The 22,086-nt window shown below is 62.6% G+C and carries 21 protein-coding genes; 7 read left to right on the top strand and 14 right to left on the bottom strand.

What is annotated here, in order from left to right:
- Positions 1–36 precede the first annotated feature (36 nt).
- From ATN37_RS26135 to ATN37_RS26125, 3 genes are read right to left on the bottom strand one after another with little or no spacing between them, the layout of a single operon-like run.
- A complete protein-coding gene (locus tag ATN37_RS26135) occupies positions 37–918 on the bottom strand; it encodes an LLM class F420-dependent oxidoreductase (RefSeq protein ID WP_030536995.1) in 882 nt (293 codons plus the stop codon).
- Positions 915–1,745 (bottom strand): SDR family NAD(P)-dependent oxidoreductase, encoded by an 831-nt coding sequence (locus ATN37_RS26130; protein ID WP_030536994.1) that lies wholly within the window; start codon positions 1,743–1,745, stop codon positions 915–917. The genes ATN37_RS26135 and ATN37_RS26130 overlap by 4 nt, the downstream gene beginning before the upstream one ends.
- Positions 1,742–3,373, bottom strand: coding sequence for an AMP-binding protein (locus tag ATN37_RS26125; protein WP_372447549.1), 1,632 nt, complete (start codon positions 3,371–3,373; stop codon positions 1,742–1,744). Before ATN37_RS26125 ends, ATN37_RS26130 begins: the two co-directional genes overlap by 4 nt.
- A 254-nt stretch (positions 3,374–3,627) precedes the next feature.
- Between ATN37_RS26125 and ATN37_RS26120 the strand changes: the two genes are divergently transcribed.
- The 5 genes from ATN37_RS26120 (at position 3,628) to ATN37_RS26100 (ending at position 8,756) form a co-directional block, all read left to right on the top strand.
- Complete coding sequence (locus ATN37_RS26120) at positions 3,628–5,289, top strand: class I adenylate-forming enzyme family protein (RefSeq protein ID WP_218695785.1); 1,662 nt, start codon at positions 3,628–3,630, stop codon at positions 5,287–5,289.
- Complete coding sequence (locus ATN37_RS26115; protein ID WP_218695783.1) at positions 5,286–5,756, top strand: nuclear transport factor 2 family protein; 471 nt, start codon at positions 5,286–5,288, stop codon at positions 5,754–5,756. The genes ATN37_RS26120 and ATN37_RS26115 overlap by 4 nt, the downstream gene beginning before the upstream one ends.
- A gap of 13 nt (positions 5,757–5,769) precedes the next feature.
- Complete coding sequence (locus ATN37_RS26110; protein WP_042924820.1) at positions 5,770–6,666, top strand: TIGR03619 family F420-dependent LLM class oxidoreductase; 897 nt, start codon at positions 5,770–5,772, stop codon at positions 6,664–6,666.
- Between the two features lies 1 nt (position 6,667).
- Positions 6,668–7,183, top strand: coding sequence for a nuclear transport factor 2 family protein (locus tag ATN37_RS26105; protein WP_007732673.1), 516 nt, complete (start codon positions 6,668–6,670; stop codon positions 7,181–7,183).
- Between the two features lie 76 nt (positions 7,184–7,259).
- A complete protein-coding gene (locus ATN37_RS26100; RefSeq protein WP_218695781.1) occupies positions 7,260–8,756 on the top strand; it encodes a DUF222 domain-containing protein in 1,497 nt (498 codons plus the stop codon).
- A gap of 40 nt (positions 8,757–8,796) precedes the next feature.
- On the opposite strand, the gene ATN37_RS26095 is transcribed toward ATN37_RS26100, so the two are convergent.
- Entirely contained in the window at positions 8,797–8,952 is a 156-nt protein-coding gene (locus ATN37_RS26095) for a hypothetical protein (protein WP_003940615.1), read from the bottom strand.
- Positions 8,953–9,087: 135 nt separating this feature from the next.
- Here ATN37_RS26095 and ATN37_RS26090 point away from each other — a divergent pair, with 135 nt between their 5' ends.
- Entirely contained in the window at positions 9,088–9,912 is an 825-nt protein-coding gene (locus ATN37_RS26090; protein WP_003940537.1) for a mycofactocin-coupled SDR family oxidoreductase, read from the top strand.
- 31 nt (positions 9,913–9,943) lie between these two features.
- On the opposite strand, the gene ATN37_RS26085 is transcribed toward ATN37_RS26090, so the two are convergent.
- The 7 genes from ATN37_RS26085 to ATN37_RS26055 all read right to left on the bottom strand — a co-directional run bounded on the left by ATN37_RS26085 (position 9,944) and on the right by ATN37_RS26055 (position 17,737).
- A complete protein-coding gene (locus ATN37_RS26085; RefSeq protein WP_003940182.1) occupies positions 9,944–10,732 on the bottom strand; it encodes an SDR family NAD(P)-dependent oxidoreductase in 789 nt (262 codons plus the stop codon).
- A gap of 78 nt (positions 10,733–10,810) precedes the next feature.
- Entirely contained in the window at positions 10,811–11,461 is a 651-nt protein-coding gene (locus tag ATN37_RS26080) for a PaaI family thioesterase (protein ID WP_003940283.1), read from the bottom strand.
- The gene (locus tag ATN37_RS26075) at positions 11,461–12,330 is read right to left on the bottom strand and encodes a MaoC/PaaZ C-terminal domain-containing protein (RefSeq protein WP_030536989.1); all 870 of its coding nucleotides are present in this window, start codon (positions 12,328–12,330) and stop codon (positions 11,461–11,463) included. Before ATN37_RS26075 ends, ATN37_RS26080 begins: the two co-directional genes overlap by 1 nt.
- Positions 12,330–13,532 carry a lipid-transfer protein gene (locus ATN37_RS26070; protein WP_003940027.1) on the bottom strand — a complete coding sequence of 401 codons (1,203 nt, stop codon included), beginning with the start codon at positions 13,530–13,532 and terminating at the stop codon, positions 12,330–12,332. Before ATN37_RS26070 ends, ATN37_RS26075 begins: the two co-directional genes overlap by 1 nt.
- 7 nt (positions 13,533–13,539) lie before the next feature.
- Positions 13,540–15,720 carry an acyl-CoA dehydrogenase gene (locus ATN37_RS26065; RefSeq protein WP_218695779.1) on the bottom strand — a complete coding sequence of 727 codons (2,181 nt, stop codon included), beginning with the start codon at positions 15,718–15,720 and terminating at the stop codon, positions 13,540–13,542.
- 34 nt (positions 15,721–15,754) lie between these two features.
- Entirely contained in the window at positions 15,755–16,918 is a 1,164-nt protein-coding gene (locus ATN37_RS26060; RefSeq protein ID WP_007732681.1) for a steroid 3-ketoacyl-CoA thiolase, read from the bottom strand.
- A 192-nt stretch (positions 16,919–17,110) separates the two neighbouring features.
- Positions 17,111–17,737 carry a TetR family transcriptional regulator gene (locus ATN37_RS26055; RefSeq protein WP_030536987.1) on the bottom strand — a complete coding sequence of 209 codons (627 nt, stop codon included), beginning with the start codon at positions 17,735–17,737 and terminating at the stop codon, positions 17,111–17,113.
- Between the two features lie 153 nt (positions 17,738–17,890).
- On the opposite strand from ATN37_RS26055, the gene ATN37_RS26050 reads away from it, so the two are divergent.
- On the top strand, positions 17,891–19,423 hold the full coding sequence (locus tag ATN37_RS26050) for an FAD-dependent oxidoreductase (RefSeq protein ID WP_218695777.1): 1,533 nt from the start codon (positions 17,891–17,893) through the stop codon (positions 19,421–19,423).
- Between the two features lie 110 nt (positions 19,424–19,533).
- Here the strand turns inward: ATN37_RS26050 and ATN37_RS26045 are convergent, their stop codons facing one another.
- Genes ATN37_RS26045 through ATN37_RS26035 form a run of 3 tightly spaced genes read right to left on the bottom strand, consistent with a single transcriptional unit; the run spans position 19,534 to position 22,015 of the window.
- Entirely contained in the window at positions 19,534–20,085 is a 552-nt protein-coding gene (locus tag ATN37_RS26045) for a pyridoxamine 5'-phosphate oxidase family protein (protein WP_218695775.1), read from the bottom strand.
- Positions 20,086–20,115: 30 nt separating this feature from the next.
- On the bottom strand, positions 20,116–21,132 hold the full coding sequence (locus ATN37_RS26040) for a TIGR03617 family F420-dependent LLM class oxidoreductase (protein ID WP_218695774.1): 1,017 nt from the start codon (positions 21,130–21,132) through the stop codon (positions 20,116–20,118).
- Between the two features lies 1 nt (position 21,133).
- On the bottom strand, positions 21,134–22,015 hold the full coding sequence (locus tag ATN37_RS26035) for an SMP-30/gluconolactonase/LRE family protein (protein ID WP_064074280.1): 882 nt from the start codon (positions 22,013–22,015) through the stop codon (positions 21,134–21,136).
- Between the last annotated feature and the right edge of the window lie 71 nt (positions 22,016–22,086).

Here is a 22,086-nt window from a genome sequence, read left to right as displayed (position 1 = left end):
CAGCCGCTCCGATGGCTGCCGGTCACGCCCGCACTCCTAGTTACTCAGCCCCAGCCGCTTCGAGCATTCGGCCATTTCGTCGATGATCAGTTCCAGCGACGTGCCACGACGACTGGCGGACAGCACGATTCGATCGGCTCCCAACCCGCGTGCCCACTCGAGTTTCGCTTCGTCGAGCCTGGGCAGTGTCGCACCGAGTACCAGCGAGACGTCGGCAGGATCTCGATCTGCCTTCACCGCAGCAGCTTTCATCGCTGCTACGGCCTTGTCGAGATCTTCACCGGCCAGTCCCAGCGGCTGGAAACCGTCACCCAATCGGCCTGCTCGCCGAGCAGCAGCGAGACTGTGTCCACCGATGTAGAGCGGAACTCCGGATTCGCGGTGCGGCTTCGGCCAGCTGTATGCACCCTTGAACGAGAAGTAATCGCCGTCGAAATCGACCGCTTCCTTGCCCGCCCAGAGTGAACGCATCACCGCGATGGCCTCATCGGCTACCTTGCCGCGGCGCTCGAAGTCACCGCCGCACGCCTCGATCTCTTCCTTCATCCACCCCAGGCCGAGGCAGATGCGCAATCGCCCACCGGAAAGGCGATCGAGCGTCGCCAATCGTTTGGCGAGCACTACCGGATTGTGATTGGGCAGTACCAGAACTCCAGTGGACAAGCCCAAAGTGGTTGTGGCACCCGCCACGAACGAAAGCAGTTCGAGCGGATCCGGGATGTCGCAGTCATCGGGAAGATGCGATTTTCCGGTCGGAGAATAGGGGTACTCGCTCTCGGTGTCGGCGATGACCACCGAGTGCTCCACTGCCGAGATCTCGTCGAAACCCAGCGACTCGGCCGCACGGGCGAATTGCAGAATCCAATCAGGGTCTCCGCTTCGACCCAGTTCGACCGGAACGACCACGCCGAGCTTCATACCGTTTCCTCCAGTGTCGCCATCAATTTCGGACCATCCACGACGCGACCGAGGTACCGGTCCGCATCGGGATCTGTTGCAAGCCACACCGCCGCTGCAGCGGGTACGGATGCCGGTGTGGCCGCAAATCCGGCGTCCACGATTGCGTCCGCGCCACCACGGGCTTTCCCTGATTCCGTGATGACAAATCCCGGACTCAGGTTGAACGCTTTGATTCCGGCGTCTCGGTACTCGGAGTTGATCGCTCCGGCAATACGTCCGAACGACGCCTTCGACGCGGCGTACGACAGACCCCAACCACCCTCGCCGGGAGGCGCAGGCGGATCCATGGTCGCCGAGCCTGATGCCAGATTGACCACTACGCCGTTGCCGCTCTTGATCATCGACGGGAGTATCACCTGGACCAGAGCGAGTTGGTGCAGATAATTCCCGATCGCCATCGCCTGAGCGTCGTCGATCTCGATGTCGAGCACCCGGTCCATGTTTCCGACAGTCTGCGCATAGGCGTTGTTCACCAGCACGTCGACACGTCCCCACTCGGCCAGCACCCGTTCACCGGCGCCGCGGACGGATGCCAGATCGAGCAGGTTCATCGGAACGGCCAATGCGCGCACACCGAAGGACTCGATCTCGGCAACCGTCGTCTCCAGGCTGCCGGGCACCGGAATCACTTGCTCGCCTTGCCTCGTTCGCGGGGCTGCCCGCCCCTCTCCTTCACGAACGGTGCGAGCAGTGATTGCAACGTCGAATCCGGCGCGCGCGAATGCCAGCGCGCACTCTCGGCCGATCCCCCGGGAAGCGCCGGTCACCAGCGCAACTTCACTCACAGGAACCGCGTGCGGCCGTGCGTCTCGAACTCCTTCTCCAGGTTCACCACGTCAGCTTCGGTCATCAACGTGTATTCGGGAGTGCCTCGGCCCACCCAGTGGAACACTGGTTCGTCGGTCCGCCAGCGATCGGCTTGAAGTTCACGTTTGAGTACCTTGTTGGAGCCCGTGACGGGCAGGTCGGTCGAAACGCGAACAAATCGTGGCGCTGCCTTGGTACCCAGATCCGCCTGCGCGGCAAGGTAGTCGGCGAACTCGACCGGATCGAAATCGGCGAGATCGGCGACCTCGATCGCAGCCATGACCTGATCACCCGAACGCGGATCCGGTACCGCGAAGACACCCGTGGCAATCACTTTGGGGTGCCGACGCAGGATGTGCTCGATCATCAAAGCCGAGGTGTTCTCACCGTCGACGCGGATCCAGTCGCCCTTGCGTCCCGCGAAGTAGATGAAGCCGGCCTCGTCGACGTAGCCGAGATCGCCTGTCCAGTACCAACCGTGGCGAATCTTCTCGGCGATCGCGTCTTCGTTCTTGTAGTACCCCTCGAACTTCTTCGATCCGGCCTTGTCGACCATCTCGCCGATGGATTCGTCGGGGTTCAGCACGTGACCGTGCTCGTCGAGAATTGCGCGGGGTCGCTCTTCGCGCGTATCGGGATCGACGATGACGATGTTCTCGCTCGCGGGACGGCCCAGCGCTCCGGTAGGTTGGTTCGGATCGAGCACTACTGAACCGGCACCTTCACTCGAACCGTATCCCTCGAAAAGCTGTGCACCGAAACGACGGATGAACTCTGCCTTGTCCCCCGGCGACGCCTCGGTCCCGAAGCCGTGGGTGAGGGTGTTCTCGATGTCGTCGGGCAGTTCCGGCGTCGCCATGAGATACCCCAAGGCCTTACCGACGTAGGTGAAATATGTTGCGCCGTAGAACCGAACGTCCGGCATGAATCCCGAGGCCGTGAACTTACGAACGAGGCAGACCGTAGCTCCTTGCGAAAGGGCCGGCGCCCACAGAGCCATCAACGCGTTGCCGTGGAAGAGCGGCATGCAGCAGTAGCAGACGTCGTCGCGGTCGATGTCGTACTTGGCGCAGTTCGCGTAGGCCAACCGCGTCAGACGCCCCTGGCTGCACCGCACTGCCTTGGACATTCCGGTAGTGCCCGAGGTGAAGAGAAGCAAGAACAGCGTCGATGCGTCGACACCGAGGTCGATCTGAGGCGACTCGACGTGATGTGCTGCAATCCTGTCCGGGTACGACGCGTCGTCGACCAGGACGAAACGATCTTCGGTCAGCCCGAGGTCCAGGCCGGCAAGCTTCTCGTAGCCTGCTTTGTCGGTGACGATCAGCTGGCAGTCGACGTACCGGACCTCAGCCTCGAGTTCAGCTCCACGCCTGGTCGGATTGATGCCGACGATCGTGGCCCCGGTCAGGGCCGCGCCGCCGAGCCAGAACAGGAACTCCGGATCGTTCTCGAGAAGTACTCCGATGTGAAACGGTCCGGGCGCGCGAAGCGACTTCGCCAGCGAGCCGCGCGCTGCGCTCTCGCGCACCACCTCGTCCCAGCTCCAGTCCTGCGTCCGCGTCCGCAGGCCCAGGTGCTGATCACCGAGACGGTCGATCAACATCTGCGCGACGTCCTCGCGCTGAGGAGCTGCAAGAGCTGCATTCGAAGATGCTTCGGTGGCGGTGTTCGTCATCGTGTCCTGTGTCCTAGTCGATATCGGAATGTCGATTACTCCAACTGCGATACGACTCGAACGTATCGACGCCTCAGAGCCGGAACCGTCCCAGTCTCGCTCAGTGGTAACCGCCGCCACAGATATGATTTTCTCGTGAGATTTTGTGACGTGAAAAGCGCCACAATACGAAAGGCCATTCCATGACTGCCCCCGCAGATCCGCAGTTGCTTCTGGACCAGGCGGTCTCACGCCTCACCGGTCCAGGTGGGCCATTCGAGATCGTCGAAGAAGAGGTTCTCGGCACCGTCATGCCTGTGATGAAGAACCGCGGTCACGCCATCGGTGAACTGATCTCGGCATCCCGGGCCTGGGGCGACGGCGACTATCTCGTCACCAGCGATCGTCGAATCTCGTTCACCGAGCATGCCGATTCCGTTGCCGCGCTGGCAACAGCTCTGCGGGACAAGTACGGAGTCCGCAAGGGCGACCGTGTGGGCATCCTCGCTGCCAACACTCCCGAATGGGTCATGACGTTCTTCGCGACGCAGGCGCTCGGCGCGATCGCAGTCGGTCTCAACGGTTGGTGGGTTCCGCGCGAGGTCACCCACGGGATCGAGCTCTCACGTCCGAAGGTTCTGGTCGTGGACGCCAAGCGCGGCGCCGCCCTCCCCGAACTGCCGGCAGACATCACGGTCCTCACCATGGAAGAGGATCTGCCCGCGCTCATCGCGGAATATGCAGGCTCCGACGTGCCGAACACCGACATCGACGAGGACGACCCCGCCGTCATCCTGTTCACCAGTGGTACCAGCGGCCGCCCCAAGGGCGCACTCCATTCGCACCGCAACGTGATGGCCGTCGTCGACTACCACAAGTACAGCGACGCGATCGGCGCCGCATTCACCGGCCGTGAGTACGACGCTTCCAAGCCGAGCCCACTGCGTTATCTACTCACCTCCCCGCTCTTCCACATCGCCAGCCTTCACAATCTGGTGGTCCCCCGTCTCGCGACGGGCAGTGCAGTCATCCTGACCGAGGGCGGCTTCGACGTCGACAAGGTGCTCGGGTTGGTCGAACGCGAGCGTGTCACCAACTGGGGTGCTGTCCCCACGATGGCATCGCGGCTACTCGAGCACGGCAACATCGCCAAGTACGACGTCTCTTCGTTGACTGCATTCTCGCTGGCATCCGCGCCGTCGTCGCCCGCGTTCAAAGAACGCCTCAAGGAGCAGGTGCCGTTCGCACGCAATGCTCTGGTCGACAGCTACGGCCTCACCGAATGCAGCACCGCCATTGCGGTCGCCGTCGGCGCCGAACTCGAAGAATTCCCAGGCACTCTCGGGCGTCCGATCATCACCGTCTCGATGGAGATTCGCGATCCCTTCGGCGAATGGCTGCCGGACGGCATCGAAGGTGAAGTGTGCGTACGCAGCCCCTTCGTCATGCTCGGATACTGGGAGAACGACGAGGCGACCGAGTCGGCAATTGCCCCCGGACGCTGGCTTCGCACCGGCGATTTCGGCGTAATCGAGAACGGGCGTCTCCGTCTCACCGGTCGTCGTTCCGACCTGATCCTGCGTGGCGGCGAGAACGTCTACCCCACCGAGATCGAGCAGACGCTCGACGAACACCCAGACGTGATCGAGTGCGCTGTCATCGGCATGCCGCACCCCGACCTCGGCCAGGAAGTGTCCGCCGTGGTTGTCCTGCGTCCCGGAGCCGCCACAACGGAGGCGGAGCTGCGTGATTACGCCGCCGAGCGACTGTCCTACTTCAAGGTGCCGTCGAAGTGGCGCATCACCAGCGATCTGTTGCCTCGCAATGCAACCGGCAAGATGGTTCGGCGCGAGATCACCGTATGACCACGGAGCTGTCACGGATCGTCGCCGAGTCGGCGATCCGTGACCTGCTCTGCGAGTACACGCATCTGATCGATCAGGGCCGATTGCGTGAAGTCGCTGCATTGTTCGCCTCGTCCGACTACGGGCAGTGCGGGCCGGACGGGGTTGCCACCACGCTCATTTCGTCCGACGCCGACGCAGTGTTCGCAGCCTGCAGCGGCTTCATTCGAATGTACGGTGATCCGCCGGTTCCACGAACCAAACATCTGCTGACCAACACGCGAATCGCAGTCGACGGTGAATCAGCGACGGCACTCTCGTACGTCACGGTCATCCAAGGTACCGAAAATCTTGCCCTGCAACCTATTCTGGCGGGGCGCTACTTCGATCGCTTCACCTGCGTCGACGGGTCGTGGCAGTTCAGCTCGAGACTCTTCTGTCTGGACAACATGGGCGAGATGTCCGCGCATGCCAAGTGGGCACTGTAGAGGAACGACGACTGTGGAAATCGGCGTCAACATCTTGGGCCTCGAGGCCCTGTTCGACGGCAAGATTCGCCCGGTTCTGGACTTCGCCGCGCGTGCTGACCGTGCCGGGATCGATCTGATCTGCACCGGCGATCATCTCGGGTTCAATGCCGAAGCACACGCTCAGCGGGTAGCCGAACACAACTTCTTGTTCCCGTTGGATCACCCTTGGTACGAACCGATTTCACTTCTTTCCTCGATCGCCGCAGTGACCGAACGCGCTCGCCTCGGAGTATCGGTTCTGATCGCCACTGTTCGCCCAGCCGCCCTGCTTGCCAAACAGGTTGCAACTCTCGACTCATTGTCCGAAGGTCGAGCCGTCATGGGTTTCGGCGTCGGTTGGCAAGAAGCCGAATACACCGCTACCAACATGCCTTTCGACGCGCGATTCGGGCGCATGGAGGAGGCTGTCGCAGCGTGTCGCGAACTGTGGACCAATGCTCCGGCCACCTTCAAGGGACGCGACTTCGCCTTCGAGAACTACCACAGCCTCCCGCTGCCGATCCAAAATCGCGTACCGGTGCTCTTCGGTTTCGGACCAAGCCGGCGGAACTTCGACCGCATAGCACGCGTCGCCGACGGTTGGACCGTGAACCCGACCGACCTGGGAACGTTCACCGACAGTGTCACATTGCTGCGCAACACGTTCGAAGCCCACGACCGCGAGCCGGATACCGCACGTGTGCAAGTGTCTGCGGCGCCGGTTCGGCGCGACAATCGGTCCGTCGACCTCTCGGCAACCGCTGACAAGGTCCTGGACTGGTCCGACCGCGGCGCGTCTGCCGTGGTGCTTCGGCCTGCCGTATTCGATTGCGCTGCCGAAGAACTACCGGAATTACTCGACTGGATGACCAGCATCAAGGAGGCGTGACATGGACCAGGCACTGCAGGATCTCATCGACAAGCAGGCAATTCGTGAGGTGGTTCTGACGTACTGCCGCGGCATCGATCGCCTCGACTTCGATCTCGTCCGCAGCGCCTACCACCCGGACGCGATCGACCATCACACCGGATTCGACGGCACCATCGACGAGTACATCGCCTGGGCCACAACAAAACTCTCCGCGATCGGCGGCACGATGCACCACATCGGCAACCACCTGGTCGAACTGCACGGCGACCACGCGATCAGCGAGGCATATTCGATGTCCACACACTGGGGCGGGCCCGAAGACATCGGAATGATCAACTTCACCAGTGGTGCGCGGTTCATCGACCACATGGAGCGGCGCGACGGCCGTTGGGCGATCAAGGAGAGATGGGCCGTACGCGAGTGGACTCGCTCGGACGAGGGCCGCTTCGTCAACCCCGAAGGGCCTGGTCCGCGTGGGCGTCGAGATGCCTCGGATCCGCTGACAGCATTACGACTAACCCTTGAGATGCACTGAAATTCAGGAAACCGACTATTCCGACTGATTTAAGAATTCGACGCCATTCGAACGCATATTCGAATAAGATCGATGCATGGTCAACCCCACGACAGAGCTCTTCGGTATCTCAGCACAGCTGACCGGTACCGAAACTGATTGTGCGCTGGTTGATCTCATGACCGATCTGCACGCATGCGAGGCGATGCTGGTCGAACGCAAGCTCGCTGTGATTGCCGAGTTCTTTTCGCGGCGAAGCTCGGAGCATGTCGCCAGTGGTGCGTGGTCGTCGACCGCACACGAGTTGGCGGAGTCGGAAGTCGGTGCGTCACTGACGATGGGTCGCGCGGCTGCCGGCAAGCTGATCGGGTTGGGGTTCTCGTTAAGGACTCGTCTGCATCGCACTCGAGCGGCGATGGCGCGTGGCGAGTTGGATCTGTACCGAGTTGGTTTGATCGATTCCGCGACCGCGAACGTGAAAGACGAATTGATCGACGAGGTGGAACGACTACTGCTCGAGCAGGTTCTCGCCCCACCAGTAGCAGGCGGAACGGGCTTGACGGGAAGACGACTGACAGCGGCGATCGATCGGATCGTGGCGATGGTGGACCCGGAAGGTATGCGAGAACGCCGACGCCGTGCTCTCACCGATCGCTTCGTCGGGGTCAGCGCTGCCGAGGACGGGATGGCAAAGATCTTGGGAAGCGTTCCGGCAGAGCAGGCTCGGGCATTCGACGGCCGACTACGCGAGTTGGCAGTGTCGGTATGCCGAAACGACTCTCGAACGTACGAGCAGCGACGAGCCGACGCGCTCTTCGAGTTGACCAACGGATCACAATTCTTGCCGTGCAACTGTGGCCGAGCTGATTGCCCGCAGGATCGTAGCGGTGGTGTTGTCGTTCGTCGGCCCGTGGTTCACGTCGTGATGACTGATTCCACTCTGCACGGTGGCGGCGAGCCCGCCCACCTCGACGGGTACGGGGTGATCAGCGCTGAGCATGCTCGCGATATCGCCCGTGGCGCCGTAATTCGAAACGTCCGAGCACCTGCTGATGACGTCGCAGAGCCGGTGCCTGCTTCGGCGCGCGTCTACCGACCGGGCGCCGTTCTCGATACCTGGTTACGGATCATCGCGGGCAGCTGCCAATGGCTGCATTGTGATGTCCCGGCCTGGAATTCCGATCTGGACCACAATGAACCGTTCCATCACGGCGACCCCGAATGCGGCGGTAAAACGGTCGCGTCGAATATGAGTGCGTTCTGCCGCAACCATCATCGCCTCAAGCATTCCGACCGGTGGCGGTTCACGTCGAACGAGGATCGGACCATGTCGCTGACGTCGCCGACCGGGCATTGTTACCGAACGCGACCCGCAGGATTGATGGCTGGATCGCACGAACCGACACCGCCCCAGGGCGGTCGAAATCGGCGGACCCAGGCGGAGAACAAAGCTGCCCGTATCCAGAGTGAACGCAATCGCCACCGCCGACGGATACAGAAACGAGCAGAGGAGCACGTTCAATACAAGCGGCGGAAATCACCGCGAGCCCGCCGAGAACCCAACGACTACGGGGACGACCCGCCACCGTTCTGAGATACCGAGCGGTGTCGAGGCGCGCCGACGGGTCGCAGGGTCAGTCTGACGTCGGCTTGGTGCCGTCTTCTGGTGCCGGATCGTCGTCGGCAAGCGGATCTATGGTGTCGACACCTTCAAGGACGGTCAGCTCTTCTTCCGCCTCGGCGAGGAGCCCTTTGGCTTCAGCTTCGACCTTCTTCACCCAATCGGACATCCCGAGCCTCTTCTCTTCCGAAGCGAGTTCCCGCTGTAACTGAACTCAGACTACGTCGCCGGCGACGAATTTCGCCGTCCCCTCGGGTCAGTACTCATGACCGAGTAATCATGATTCACGAAGGACGGAGCACGCATGCCCGGACAGTTGGAAGGCAAAACCGCACTGATCACCGGGGCCGCCCGAGGTCAGGGCAGGAGCCACGCCGTGCGATTGGCGCAGGAGGGCGCGAACATCATTGCGCTCGACATCTGCCGTCAGATCGAATCGGTGGCCTACCCGATGGGAACCGCCGACGATTTGCGGCAGACAACAGCAGCGGTCGAGAACCTGGGACGAAGTATCGTCGCGCGAGAAGTGGATGTTCGCGATCTGTCCGCACTGCGAACTGCGGTATCCGAAGGAATTGCGGAGCTGGGCAGCGTCGACATCGTCCTGGCCAACGCCGGTATCGGCATGATGTCCCCGGATATCGACGATGCTCGCGCCTTCCGCGACCAGATGGAGGTCAACCTATTCGGCGTCTGGAATACCGTCCAGGCCGCAGCGCCCGCGATGATCGAACAAGGTACAGGTGGCGCAATAGTCCTTACCGGATCAACTCTGGGACTTGTCGGTCGTGGAGGTGACGGCACCGGCGGATCCGACGGCTACTGCGCGAGTAAACACGCCATCGTGGGGCTTGGGCGCACGTGGTCGCACTGGCTTGCTCCCCACAATATTCGTGTCAACTCCGTGCACCCGACTGGCGCGAATACACCGATGGTCGTCAACGACGCGGTCGCGAAGCTGTTTGCGGACTCCCCGACATCGAGCGGAGCCGACGTGGGCAACCTCTTGAACGTCGAGTTGATCGAAGCTGCCGACGTCAGCAACGCGATAGCCTGGCTGGTTTCGGATCAGGCTCGATACGTCACAGGTATCGCGTTGCCGGTCGACGCCGGGTTCACGGCCAAATAGATGCCGGATACACCGGCCGAGTCGCCGTCGATCAGTCGACGGTCGGCGCCCACTGCACGCCGTTGATGTGCCCACCACCGTCGACGAAGAGGGTGTTGCCGGTGACGTAACGGCTGTCGTCACTTGCCAGGAAGGCCGCAACGGGGCCGATGTCGTCGAGGGGATCGCCGATCCGCCCCATCGGGTTCTGTGCGGCCATCACTGCCACGTTCTCCGGATTGGCTTCGGCGACACGCTTGTACGCCGCACTCTGCGCACCGGGACAGATGACGTTGCAGTTCACCTGCTTGGGAGCCCACTCGCGGGCAGCAGTGCGAGTCAGGGTTCGCAATGCTTCCTTCGCCGCGTTGTACTGCACCGAGTACATGTGAGCATTCACGCCGTTGAGGCTGCACATGTTGATCACGCGGCCCGTGCCGTGACGCTCCAGTTCCGGCAGGGCAGCCTGCATCGCCCAGAATGCCGCCATCACTGCCATGTCGAAACCGCCGCGCAACTGCTCGTCGGACATCTTCTCGAGCCGAGCGAAACCGAAAGTCCGCCAAGCATTGTTCACCAGGATGTCGAGGCGTCCGAACCGCTCGACGGACTTGTCGACCATGGCGACAACCTGAGCTTTGTCAGTGACGTCGGTCCGGACGAATTCCGCCTCCGCGCCCCATTCGTCCCGCAACCACTGGGTGGTTTCGAGGCCCGCCGCCTCGTCGATCTCGGCAACCAACACCGACGCGCCTTCACGCGCGAACGCGCCCGCCACTCCGCGCCCGATGCCCATACCGGCACCGGTGACCACTGCTACACGTCCGTCGAGCTTGCCCACTGGGCCCTCCTTCGTCAGAACCCCTGTGCGCCTTTTTGGTAGTTCCCACTACCAAAAAGGCGCACGGGGGCGAAGCCCCTACCTGGGGCGCGGCACGGTCTTGTCGATGAACAGTCCCTCTACCGACACACACAATTCGCCGTCCGCAGTTTTGATCTCACCGACGGTGTGAATCTTGCGGCCGTCCTTGGACAGGAATTTGCCGCTGATCGTGAGGGGCTCGAACAGCGGAGTCGGGCGATGGTACCGAGTGCTCAATTGTGCTGTCATGCCGGAAGTTCCACCCCAGGCGTTCGCGACGCCGAGAACGTGATCGAGCAGCAGCGCCGAAACACCGCCGTGCACATGGCCGGGAGGGCCCTGGTACGGCAGCGTCAACGTGACCACTCCCTGCACCGACCCGTCAGCGAGCCCTTCCAGAACGAGCGGCGGCGCAATGGCGTTCTCGGGGCCGGTCACGGGGTCGTGACGAGTCACGCCCTCACCGTTCCACATGTCGATCAAGCGCTCGGCCACCTCGGGTGAGTGCTGCTCGAGGTGCTCGGCAATGCTGTTGAGCTCCTCCGCAACCCGGTCCAAATTGGCGTTTCCGCGGTCGGTGCGCAGCATCGCGTCGACAACGCGACGCGCTGCTGCCGTGGCCCGGTCGACCGGGGCGTCCTGCGGCGGCGACGTCAGAATCGTGCCGCCCGGATGTGTCGCTGCTGTGGGGTGCGAACCGAGGTCCATCAGTTGATCTCCATTGTTGCGTGCGTGAGAACCGGGGAGTTCTCGCGTTCGGGGCACGTCGCCGCCAACGTCAGTGTGTTGCCGTCCTGCCATACCGAGGTGGTGATGGATTCGCCGGGGAAGAGCGAACCGGCAAACCGCACCGAGTAGTTCTTCACCCGCGTCGGATCTCCGTCGAGAATCCCGTCTACCACGGCCTTGCAGACGATGCCGTACGACGCGAGGCCGTGCAGAATCGGTGCATCGAAGCCCGCCATCTTCGCGAAGGAGGGATCAGCGTGCAGCGGGTTCATGTCTCCACTGAGTCGGTACACCAGCGCCTGTGAGGGACTCGTGCTCGACGTCAGTACCTTGTCGGGCGCTCGATCAGGCACCCCGGCAACAACTTCGGGTCCGGCGTTGCCGCCGAATCCACCTTCGCCGCGCGCCCAGATCTGCATTCCGGTGGTCCATAACGGATTCCCGTCCAGGTCCTCGGCCGCCGTCTCGAGAACGATCACAGCTGCCTTACCCTTGTCCCAGACATCGGCGACCCGAGAGGAAATACGGGCAGCACCCGTCGACGGGATGGGCGCGTGAAGTGCCAGCGACTGCCCACCGTGCAGGATCTTTCGCAGATCGATGTCGATTCCCGGCATACTCATCGACGGTGCGGGCAGTACACCCGCCGAAACTCCCTGGCCTGCAACCATTGCAAACGTCGGGAGTACCTTCAGCCCCTTTTCGTACACCCAGGTCAGTTCAGCGGGATCGAGAGCATTCGCCCCTGCCCCGAGTCCCAATTGGTAGAGCATGACGTCGCGATCGGTCCACGACGCCTCGCGCACAGTCGGTTCGGCAGCCAACGCCACCTCGAGATCGATAGCCATCAGTTCTCCAAAGTTCCGGCTCGGTAGACCGTCACGACGCACGCGCCGCCCAATCCGAGGTTGTGTTGCAAGCCAATACGAGCGCCTTCGACCTGCCGCGCATCCGCGGTCCCGCGGAGCTGCCACGTGAGTTCGGCGCACTGCGCCAAGCCCGTCGCGCCCAGCGGGTGTCCCTTCGAGATCAAACCACCCGACGGGTTGACGACCCACTGGCCGCCGTACGTGGTCGCGCCGGATTCGACGAGCTTTCCGCCTTCTCCGACCGCGCACATCCCCAGGCCCTCGTAGGTGATGATCTCGTTGATCGCGAAGCAGTCGTGCAGTTCGATGACGTCGACGTCATCGATGGTGATCCCGGCCTGCGCAAAGACCTGCTCTGCCGCAGCTGCCGTCATCGGCGCGCCGACCACGTCGATCATCGACTTCTCGGCGAACGCTGCCTCGGTGTCAGTGGTCAACGCCTGTGCGACGATTTCGATCGCCCGGTCTTCGAGGCCGTGCTCACGCACGAACTTCTCGCTCACGACGATCGCGGCTCCGGCGCCGTCCGAGGTCGGCGAGCACTGCGAACGTGTCAGCGGCTCGTGAATCATCTTGTCGCCGAGTACCTGTTCGAGGGTGTACTCGTCACGGAACTGTGCGTACGGATTGTTCACCGAATGCTTGTGATTCTTGACCGCCACCGCTGCGATCTGCTCGACCGTGGTGCCGTACTTCTTCATGTGCTCGACGGCAGCGTTACCGAACAGCTGAGCTGTCATCGGCGATCGGGCGAACCCGTAATCCTCGACCATGATCTTCAGCTGAGAGTCCAAGGTCGTGACCTTGGGCATCTCACCGTTACCGGTCAACGCCGTTTTGGTCATCTTCTCGAAGCCGACGGCCAAGGCGCACTCGGCTTGTCCGGCCTGGACCCACTCGCGCGCCATCATCAGCGCCGTCGAGCCGGTCGCGCAGTTGTTGTTGACGTTGAAGATCGGAATGCCGGTCAGACCGGTCTCGTAGAGAGCTCGCTGTCCTGCTGTCGACGCGTTGAACACGTAACCGACCGCAGCACGCTGAATCTGGCCGTAGCCGATCCCGGCATCGGTCAGGGCATTCGAGACGGCTTCGGTCACCATGTCCGGGTATTCCCAGTCGCGGGTCTCGATCTTCTCGAACTTGGTCATGCCGACGCCGATGACGAAGGTGCGATTGCTCATGTGCAGGTCACTTTCCCGGTTCAGGGTCGCGAGGCAGACCCAGGATTCGCTCACCGATGATGTTGAGCTGAACATTGGTTGTACCACCCGCGATGGACATGCACTGCGAGTTCAAGAACATCTGGGTTGCAGACATCCGATGCTGTTCGCCCAGAAGTGAACTCGGTCCGGCCCACTCCATTGCCACGTCCCAGACCTGCTGGATGTGCTCGACACCGATCAGCTTCGCCACCGAGGATTCGGCACCCGGCTGCGCGCCGGTGAGCGAGCGCAGCGTGGTGCGCAGACCGAGCAGACCACCGGATTGCGCGTCGCACAGCACCTTTCCGAGCACGGTCAGCTGCTCGTCGTCGATGCCACCGGGCAGTCCGTCGACCAGGCTCAGAAGAGCCTCGCCACCCGATCCGAGCGACGAGTCGTTGGACAGCGAGACACGCTCGTTGGCCAGCGTGGTGCGAGCGAGCTTCCAGCCGTCGCCTGGCTCGCCGACCAGGCACTCGTCGGGAACGAAGACGTCGTCGAAGAAGACTTCGTTGAACAGTGCTTCACCGGTGATCTCGCGCAGCGGACGAATGTCGAGGCCACTGTTCTTGATGTCGATGAGGAAGTAGGACAGGCCCTTGTGCTTGGGTGCGTCGGCGTCGGTGCGCGCGAGGCAGATTCCCCAGTGCGCGTCGCGTGCCATCGACGTCCACACCTTCTGGCCCTGCAACTTCCAGCCACCGTCGACCTTGGTGGCCTTTGTACTCAGCGCGGCGAGGTCGGAACCTGCGCCGGGCTCGGAGAAGAGCTGACACCAGACGATGTCCCCGCGCAGTGACGGCGGGACGAACTTGGCGAGCTGCTCTTCGTTGCCGTGCGCGATGAGCGTCGGGATGACCCAGTTGCCGATGATCATGTCGTGCGGCTTGATCTTCGCAGCGCGCAGTTCTTCGGCGATGACCAGCTGGCTGACGGCATCGGCGGATTTGCCCCACGGAGCCGTGAAGTGCGGTGCGGTGTAGCCCTTTTCCGCGAGATACGTTTTCTGGGCGGCGCCTTCGAGTTCGAGTGCAGGAGCGAGCTCGGCTCGGACGTCGGCTCGGATCGCCTCGGCCTCGGGCGGCAGCTCGACGCTGAGCACGCGACGGGTTCCGGCAATGGTCAGCTCGGCAACGCGACGACGCCAGGATGCCGTGGAACCCAGCAGAATTCGCAGGGACTGCGCGCGGCGCAGGTACAGGTGCGCGTCGTGCTCCCACGTGTAGCCGATTCCGCCGAGCACCTGGATGCAGTCACGCGTGACGGAGAAGCCAGCCTCGAGGGCCGTGGCTCCGGCGACGGCTGCTGCGAGAGAAGCCTCTTCGGCACCGACGCCGTTGGCGGGAGTCAGCGCACGCGCAGCGTCCCAAGCGCAGACGCGTGCCTGCTCGGCAAGCGCGAGCATACGTGCAGCCTTGTGCTTGACACCCTGGAACTGGCCGATCGGGCGACCGAACTGCTGACGCACCTTCGCGTAGTCGGCCGACGTCGTGACTGCCCAGTCGGCCAAGCCTGATGCCTCGGCCGCGAACAGTGTTGCGGCAATGTCCAGTACACGCTGGGTATCGATGGTGAGGATCTCGGAATCGGTGAGCACCAAACCGTCGACGGTGACCTCGGAGTTACGACGCACGGCGTCGTAGCTGGCCAAGTCCGTGACCTCGAGGCGGTCACGTCCGAGCAGAACGAATCCGCTGTCCGTCGCGAGGAGGAACAGGTCAGCGACATGGCCGCCGAGAATAAGGCTGGACGTTCCGCTGAGGGTGGTGTTGTCGCCGTCGCGGATGATCTTCAGCGAACCCGGCTGTAGTGCAACAGCTCCGAGCGTGCTGCCATCCACGATCGTCGGCAGCCTGTCCGTTTCTCCGGCATCACTGAGAACAGCGCTGACCACTACCGTCGGCAGGAACGGTCCGGGAACCATCGAGCGTCCAAGTTCCTCGACGACGATGGCGAGTTCGACCAATCCGTATCCTGCGCCGCCGAATTCCTCGGCTACGTGTAGTCCGAGAAGCCCCTGCTCGGCAAGCCCGTTCCAGAGTTGGGGGCGAGTTTCGACCTTCGCCTCGACGGCTTCACGGACGACGGTGGGTGTTGCGTGACGCGCCGCCCAGCCCCGTACGGAGTCGCGGAGGTCACGATCTTCTTCACTCAATCCAATAGTCATGTCTACCTCGTCAATTCGACAGTGTCAGTACGGGTCAGATGCGTTCGATAATGGTGGCGGTCGAGAGAGCGCCACCGGCGCACATCGTGACCAGAGCCGTCGACTTGTTCGAGCGCTCGAGTTCGTGCAGCGCAGTGGTGATCAGACGAGCGCCCGTGGAACCGACGGGATGTCCGAGCGCGATCGCACCACCGTTGACGTTGACCTTGGACAGGTCTGCGCCGTGAACCTGCGCCCAGGAGAGCACGACCGAGGCAAAGGCTTCGTTGATTTCGACGAGATCGATGTCGTCCAAGGTCATTTTGGCCTTGTCGAGCACCATCTGGGTGGACTCGATCGGTCCGTCCAGGTGATAGAAGGGATCGGATCCGACCATGCCGGACGCGACGATCCGCGCGCGGGGCTTCAATCCCAGTTCCTGTGCGCGCTCTTCGCTCATCAGCAGTACCGCAGCCGCGCCATCACTGATCTGCGACGAGTTGCCGGCGGTGTGGATATGGCCTTCGATGACCGGCTTGAGCCCAGCCAGCGCTTCTGCCGTCGTCTCACGCAGTCCCCCGTCGCGAGTGACAGTGGCGATCTCACCGGTAGGCACGCCTTCCTTGTCCACCACGGGAGCCTTGACGGGCACGATCTCGCGGTCGAAGCGTCCTTCTGCCCAAGCCTGAGCTGCGCGGCGCTGCGATTCCAGACCGAACGCGTCGACGTCGGCGCGCGTGATCCCACGCTTCTCGGCAATTCGCTGCGCGGAGGTGAACTGGTCACCCATGTCGATGGTCCAGTCGTCCGGGTACGGGTTTCCCGTTCCCGGTGCGTTTGCCTGACCCAGGAACACACGGCTCATAGCCTCGACGCCGCAGCCGATACCGGCCGAGATCTGACCAGAAGAAATCAGGCCGGAAATCAAATGCACTGCCTGCTGGGCGGATCCACAGGCGCAGTCGATAGTGGTTGCCGCGGTGCTGTACGGCAATCCGGCGTGCAGCCACGCCTGCCGCGTGACGTTGTTGGACTGCTCACCTGCCTGGGTGACACAGCCGCCGATGATCTGTCCGATGTCTTCCGGTGCGACGCCTGCCCGTTCGAGAACGCCGAGCTGCGCTGCTCCCAGAATCTCGGCGGGGTGCAGTCCCGCCAGGGCGCCGCGACGACGGCCGATCGGTGTCCGAGCGGCCTCGACGATGACTGCATGACCCATGATGTTCGCTCCTTCGTGGAGTTTTCGGTCGGTGAGCTGGCTCACCGTCTAATTTTCTGTAATTTATTCTATTAATGATGTCAGGGCAATGTCCGGATTGACATCAACTCTCAACTGATGCGGATTCAAAAATAGAATTGATTTCAATTTTGCGAACATGACGAACCCTCCCCAGAGAGGGGCGAAGTCACGTCAGTGCCGTGAGAGATTCACCAGAAGCAGGTCGCATCCCTTGCGGATGTCGTACTCCGCATCGGGGATGGAGATTCGACCGTTGAGGCACGATTGGATGACCCCGAACCACAGCTGCATCAGCAGACGCAACCCGGTGTTGTCTTCCTCGGTGGGGTTCTCGATCCCGGCCGCATCGAGAATGATCTGCCGGAAGCCGCGATCGATCTTTCCCACGTCCGGCACCGTCGCGACGTTGGCGGTACTGGACGACTGCAGCATCGCAGTCGAGAGAGCCGGCCGACGCAGTAACCCGCGAGTCGCGCGAACCAATACCTCGTACACCGCATCCTGCGGATTGTCCGACTGAACCTGATGCCTGACAAAGCTGGCACCGATCTGGTCGATCTGCTCGACCATCACAGCGACGAAGAGGTGCGTCTTCGAGGGGAAATAGCGATAAAGAGTGCCGATGGCCACGCCCGCCCGCTTGGCGACCTCGTGCATCTGTACCCGTGAGAGTTCCTTCTCGGTCCCCAATTCGGCCGCCGCTTCCAGCATCCGCACATGGCGCGCCCGCTGCTCGTCCGAACTGGGCTCTGCAGCGTCCCTGACCTCGGCAATTCTCGGCAACGTCGCCCCCATCATCGATTCTGTGTCCCGGTCGCGAACGACCTCGCCAATTCTCTCATCTCGACCACCCATCTCGGCATATTGCCCGCTCAGTGGGACCTGGCATGGCCTTCTCTCCCCGTGCGGTATTCCGTGGACACCCCACCCTCTTGGAGTTAGGACGCAATGATGCAGGACTGGACCACCGAGTGCGACGTGTTGGTAGTCGGCTCCGGCGGCGGCGCGCTGACCGGCGCATACACCGCGGCAGCTCGAGGATTGACGACGATCGTCCTCGAGAAAACCGATCGCTTCGGCGGAACTTCCGCGTACTCGGGCGCATCCATCTGGCTGCCGGGAACCCAAGTACAGGAACGTGCGGGACTCCCCGACTCAGCGGAGAACGCACGCACCTATCTGCGCGCATTGCTCGGCGACGCCGAGTCCGAGCGCCAGGATGCCTATGTCGAGACCGCTCCCGATGTCGTCGCACTACTCGAGCAGAACCCGCACATCGAATTCGAGTTCCGTGCGTTCCCCGACTACTACAAGGCCGAAGGCCGGATGGACACGGGACGCTCCATCAACCCTCTCGATCTCGATCCCGCCGACATCGGTGACCTCGCCGGCAAGGTGCGTCCGGAACTCGACCAAGACCGCACCGGTCAGGATCATGCTCCCGGCCCGATGATCGGTGGGCGCGCACTGATCGGCCGACTGCTGGCCGCAGTCCAGAGCACCGGTAACGCAGAACTTCGTACCGAATCCATCCTCACCTCCCTGATCGTGGAAGACGGTCGGGTTGTCGGCGCCGAGGTCGAATCCGGCGGCGAAACCCAGCGAATCAAGGCGAACCGCGGTGTGCTGATGGCAGCGGGCGGCATCGAAGGCAACGCCGAGATGCGTGAGCAGGCCGGCACCCCCGGCAAAGCGATCTGGAGTATGGGTCCCTTCGGCGCCAACACCGGTGACGCGATCTCCGCCGGAATTGCTGTCGGTGGCGCAACCGCTTTGCTCGATCAGGCGTGGTTCTGCCCCGGCGTCGAGCAGCCGGACGGCAGCGCCGCATTCATGGTCGGCGTTCGCGGCGGACTCGTCGTCGACAACGCGGGCGAGCGTTACCTCAACGAGTCTCTCCCGTACGACCAGTTCGGCCGGGCCATGGATGCGCACGACGACAACGGTTCTGCAGTGCCGTCGTTCATGATCTTCGACTCGCGCGAGGGTGGCGGACTACCTGCCATCTGCATCCCGAACACGGCGCCCGCCAAGCACCTCGAGGCCGGAACCTGGGTCGCCGCCGATACTCTCGAAGAACTCGCCGCCAAGACCGGACTGCCGGCCGACGCATTGCGCAGCACTGTCGAAAAGTTCAACGATGCCGCAAAGCTGGGAGTCGACGAAGAGTTCCATCGCGGCGAAGACCCGTACGACGCATTCTTCTGCCCACCCAACGGCGGCGCGAATGCGGCACTGACGGCGATCGAGAACGGTCCGTTCTACGCGGCCCGCATCGTCCTCAGTGACCTCGGCACCAAGGGCGGATTGGTCACCGACGTCAACGGTCGAGTCCTGCGTGCCGACGGCAGCGCCATCGACGGCCTGTACGCCGCCGGCAATACGAGCGCGTCACTGAGCGGCCGCTTCTACCCCGGTCCTGGCGTTCCGCTCGGCACGGCCATGGTCTTCTCGTACCGAGCAGCCCAGGACATGGCGAAGTAACCAGCACAACGAGGACGTGGGGCAGGCAATGTCAGAATCACCTGCCCCACACTCTTTCGCACGGCGACGCGATTTTGTATCACTCCAGGTCGATACCGGGCAACTTTGTATCACTCCAGGTCGATACCGGGCAACCCGTCCACACTCTTCGCGTTCTTCTCGGCGCGATAGGCGATGAGCCGCTCCGGCCCCCTCTTCTCCGCCACGCGGTCGAGCACGTCACGATCGGATTGGTAGTCCATCAGCGGTACTGCGAATCCGCACGAATCCGAAATGCGCGTCAGATCGACCACGACGATCGACCGCACCCCCGGGTGCTCAGGGAACCTACCGACAAGCTCGTTGAACGGTTCCGACCCTGCAAGCAGAACGTGTCCGTGACCGTGCAGTCGTACGATCTTCGGCGGTCCGTCAAACGCCATGAACATCAGTGTTATTCGCGAGTTCTCGCGCACGTGCGCGATGGTTTCCACACCGCTGCCGGTGAGGTCGAGGTACGCCACCCGGGTGGATGTCAGCACCACAAACGATCCGACTCCCCCTTTGGGTGAGCAATTGACCAACCCGTCAGCAGACAACGGTGCGGTGGCAACGACGAACAGCGGTTGAGCCTGCAACCACGTGGTGAGCTTTTCATCGATGCCTTCGTAGACGCGCCCCATGTCGAGAGTGTAGTTCGCGCCGACTGGACGTCACGGGGCAGACGCTGCGGCGCCTCGAATCTCCTCACACATCGCTGCGAAGACGCGGTCGTCGGCGGGATTCGCCGGCACCGCCAGTGCAATGCCGTCGCAGAGACTCGCGTATTTCGAACTCAGCACCTCGGGGAGTTCGGCGTAGGTGCATTGCGTGACCAGCCTGTCGAGAACATCGTCGGTGAGGACGGCAGGTAGTCGAGCCCAATCACCTGCCCGCGCCATCACTGTCAGTTCTTCCCCGACCTCGGATAATCCGAGGACCTCCAGCGCGACTCGGTACGCCGGAGTGGAGTAGAGAAAGGCAAGTTCACTGCGCACCGCTTCTCGTTGAGCAAGTATCGCGGCAGGATCTTTGCCGGTGATCATCTTCGGAACGGCAATCAGTCGCGGCTTCCTTCCGCCCGCCGTCAACGATGGAATGATCCTCTCCGCGAGCACCTTCGGATGGGAGCTGGTGGGGTGAGAAACAAAACCGTCGGCGACGGCTCCCGCCAGTGAGCACATGCGAGAGTTCACTCCCCCGGTCCAGATCTCCGGAGCCGGAACATCGAGCGGCCCCGGATTGAAGTAGGGCTGCAGCCGGTCGAAGGTGTAGTGCGTTCCGGCATGGTCGAGTTCACCGCCCTCCTGAAAAACTCGGAAGATCTCGCGTACAGCGCTGACGTAATCACGCAGTTGCGCAACAGGATCCGTCCACGGCATCGAGTACCGCCCGACGATGTTCCCACGCACCTGCGTCGCAAGCCCTAGTTGAAATCGCCCACCCGAGAAACCCGCAAGATCCCAGGCAGCCAAAGCCGTCACCATGGGACTGCGCGCAAACGCGACAACCATCGACGTCCGGACAGTGAGAGTACTGCTGTGCTCGACGGCCAGGGCCGCCACCGCAAACGGATCACGAATGGTTTCGGAGATGTGCACCGTGTCGAAACCAAGGTTCTCGATGCGTCGGACGTGCTGAGCTACCTGCCGCAGCGGAGTGTCGGCAGGTAGCGAGGTCACCAATTCCATATCAGATCAAAGGCTCCAGGCGAATCGACAGCAGCTTTCCTTCGGTATCCACCTTGCGAGCGTGTTCATTGAAATCCGGGGCGGCACAAACGAACAGGGTACGACCGTCGGAACCGCCGAGTCCGCAAGCGAAGACACCGCTGTCGAAGGCAATTTCGTCGACTATCTCCCCGCTGGCGCCCACATGAAGAACACGGCTTCCGAGGGCATCGGCCACCCACATCGAATCGTCTCCGTCGATACAACACCCGTCCGCCGCAACGACGATCTGAGCGAGGGTGGTCTCCATCTCGGGTCCACCAGGCACCGGCCCGAACGACGCCCAGTCGCGGCGTTCACCCAGAGAGCCGTCGGCCTGGACGGCAAACGCACTGATTCGATTTCCCAGCGTTTCGTCCACGAGCAGATCTCCGGTCGACGTCAGAGCCATTCCATTGGGGAAGTGGAGATCTCGCGCGACGACGTGCACCGATCCGTCCGGGTCGACGCGGAGGAGATCTGCCGTCTCGACGGGGGCCAGGTTCATCAGATCGAACCCGAAGTTGCCCACGTACGCTCGTCCCTGTGCGTCGACCAGCATGTCGTTGACGTTGGCACTGACGTACCCGGACAAGTCTGCGTGCACCACCAACTCGCCATCGGATTCTCGCCGCAGAATCTTCTGGTCCCGCATGGAGACGACCAGTAATCTGCCGTCCGGAAGCCACCCCAGCCCGGACGGCTGCCCTGGAACCTCCGCCTCGACGCGTATGTCTGTCCCGTCCTCGCAGGCCGAAATCACCTGGTAGGTGTAGAAGTCCGATACCCAGATCCGGTTCTCGTGCCAGCGCGGGCATTCGAAGTAGGTGTATCCCTCGAGAACTACCGCAACTTCTGGTGCCATCAGGCTCTCCTGCGTCGGTGACGAATGGACTATCAGCCCCATTCAATCACCGGCACCGCTGTCGCGGTGTC

Origin of the sequence: Rhodococcus sp. MH15, assembly GCF_019266045.1 — a bacterium.
Taxonomy (GTDB): Bacteria; Actinomycetota; Actinomycetes; order Mycobacteriales; family Mycobacteriaceae; genus Rhodococcus_F; species Rhodococcus_F qingshengii.
Note: the sequence above shows the minus strand (reverse complement) of the source record. Positions and strands in the feature narration are given on the sequence as shown.

What these genes read in the sequence shown, in the direction of transcription:
- ATN37_RS26100 (WP_218695781.1), top strand. Translation starts at nt 7,260, where the DNA reads ATGGTCAACCCCACGACAGAGCTCTTCGGTATCTCAGCACAGCTGACC.
- ATN37_RS26075 (WP_030536989.1), bottom strand. Translation starts at nt 12,330, where the DNA reads ATGGCTATCGATCTCGAGGTGGCGTTGGCTGCCGAACCGACTGTGCGC.
- ATN37_RS26040 (WP_218695774.1), bottom strand. Translation starts at nt 21,132, where the DNA reads ATGGAATTGGTGACCTCGCTACCTGCCGACACTCCGCTGCGGCAGGTA.
- ATN37_RS26065 (WP_218695779.1), bottom strand. Translation starts at nt 15,720, where the DNA reads ATGACTATTGGATTGAGTGAAGAAGATCGTGACCTCCGCGACTCCGTA.
- ATN37_RS26060 (WP_007732681.1), bottom strand. Translation starts at nt 16,918, where the DNA reads ATGGGTCATGCAGTCATCGTCGAGGCCGCTCGGACACCGATCGGCCGT.
- ATN37_RS26095 (WP_003940615.1), bottom strand. Translation starts at nt 8,952, where the DNA reads ATGTCCGATTGGGTGAAGAAGGTCGAAGCTGAAGCCAAAGGGCTCCTC.
- ATN37_RS26035 (WP_064074280.1), bottom strand. Translation starts at nt 22,015, where the DNA reads ATGGCACCAGAAGTTGCGGTAGTTCTCGAGGGATACACCTACTTCGAA.
- ATN37_RS26105 (WP_007732673.1), top strand. Translation starts at nt 6,668, where the DNA reads ATGGACCAGGCACTGCAGGATCTCATCGACAAGCAGGCAATTCGTGAG.
- ATN37_RS26120 (WP_218695785.1), top strand. Translation starts at nt 3,628, where the DNA reads ATGACTGCCCCCGCAGATCCGCAGTTGCTTCTGGACCAGGCGGTCTCA.
- ATN37_RS26135 (WP_030536995.1), bottom strand. Translation starts at nt 918, where the DNA reads ATGAAGCTCGGCGTGGTCGTTCCGGTCGAACTGGGTCGAAGCGGAGAC.
- ATN37_RS26090 (WP_003940537.1), top strand. Translation starts at nt 9,088, where the DNA reads ATGCCCGGACAGTTGGAAGGCAAAACCGCACTGATCACCGGGGCCGCC.
- ATN37_RS26125 (WP_372447549.1), bottom strand. Translation starts at nt 3,373, where the DNA reads ATGTTGATCGACCGTCTCGGTGATCAGCACCTGGGCCTGCGGACGCGG.
- ATN37_RS26080 (WP_003940283.1), bottom strand. Translation starts at nt 11,461, where the DNA reads ATGGACCTCGGTTCGCACCCCACAGCAGCGACACATCCGGGCGGCACG.
- ATN37_RS26050 (WP_218695777.1), top strand. Translation starts at nt 17,891, where the DNA reads ATGCAGGACTGGACCACCGAGTGCGACGTGTTGGTAGTCGGCTCCGGC.
- ATN37_RS26055 (WP_030536987.1), bottom strand. Translation starts at nt 17,737, where the DNA reads ATGATGGGGGCGACGTTGCCGAGAATTGCCGAGGTCAGGGACGCTGCA.
- ATN37_RS26115 (WP_218695783.1), top strand. Translation starts at nt 5,286, where the DNA reads ATGACCACGGAGCTGTCACGGATCGTCGCCGAGTCGGCGATCCGTGAC.
- ATN37_RS26045 (WP_218695775.1), bottom strand. Translation starts at nt 20,085, where the DNA reads ATGGGGCGCGTCTACGAAGGCATCGATGAAAAGCTCACCACGTGGTTG.
- ATN37_RS26070 (WP_003940027.1), bottom strand. Translation starts at nt 13,532, where the DNA reads ATGAGCAATCGCACCTTCGTCATCGGCGTCGGCATGACCAAGTTCGAG.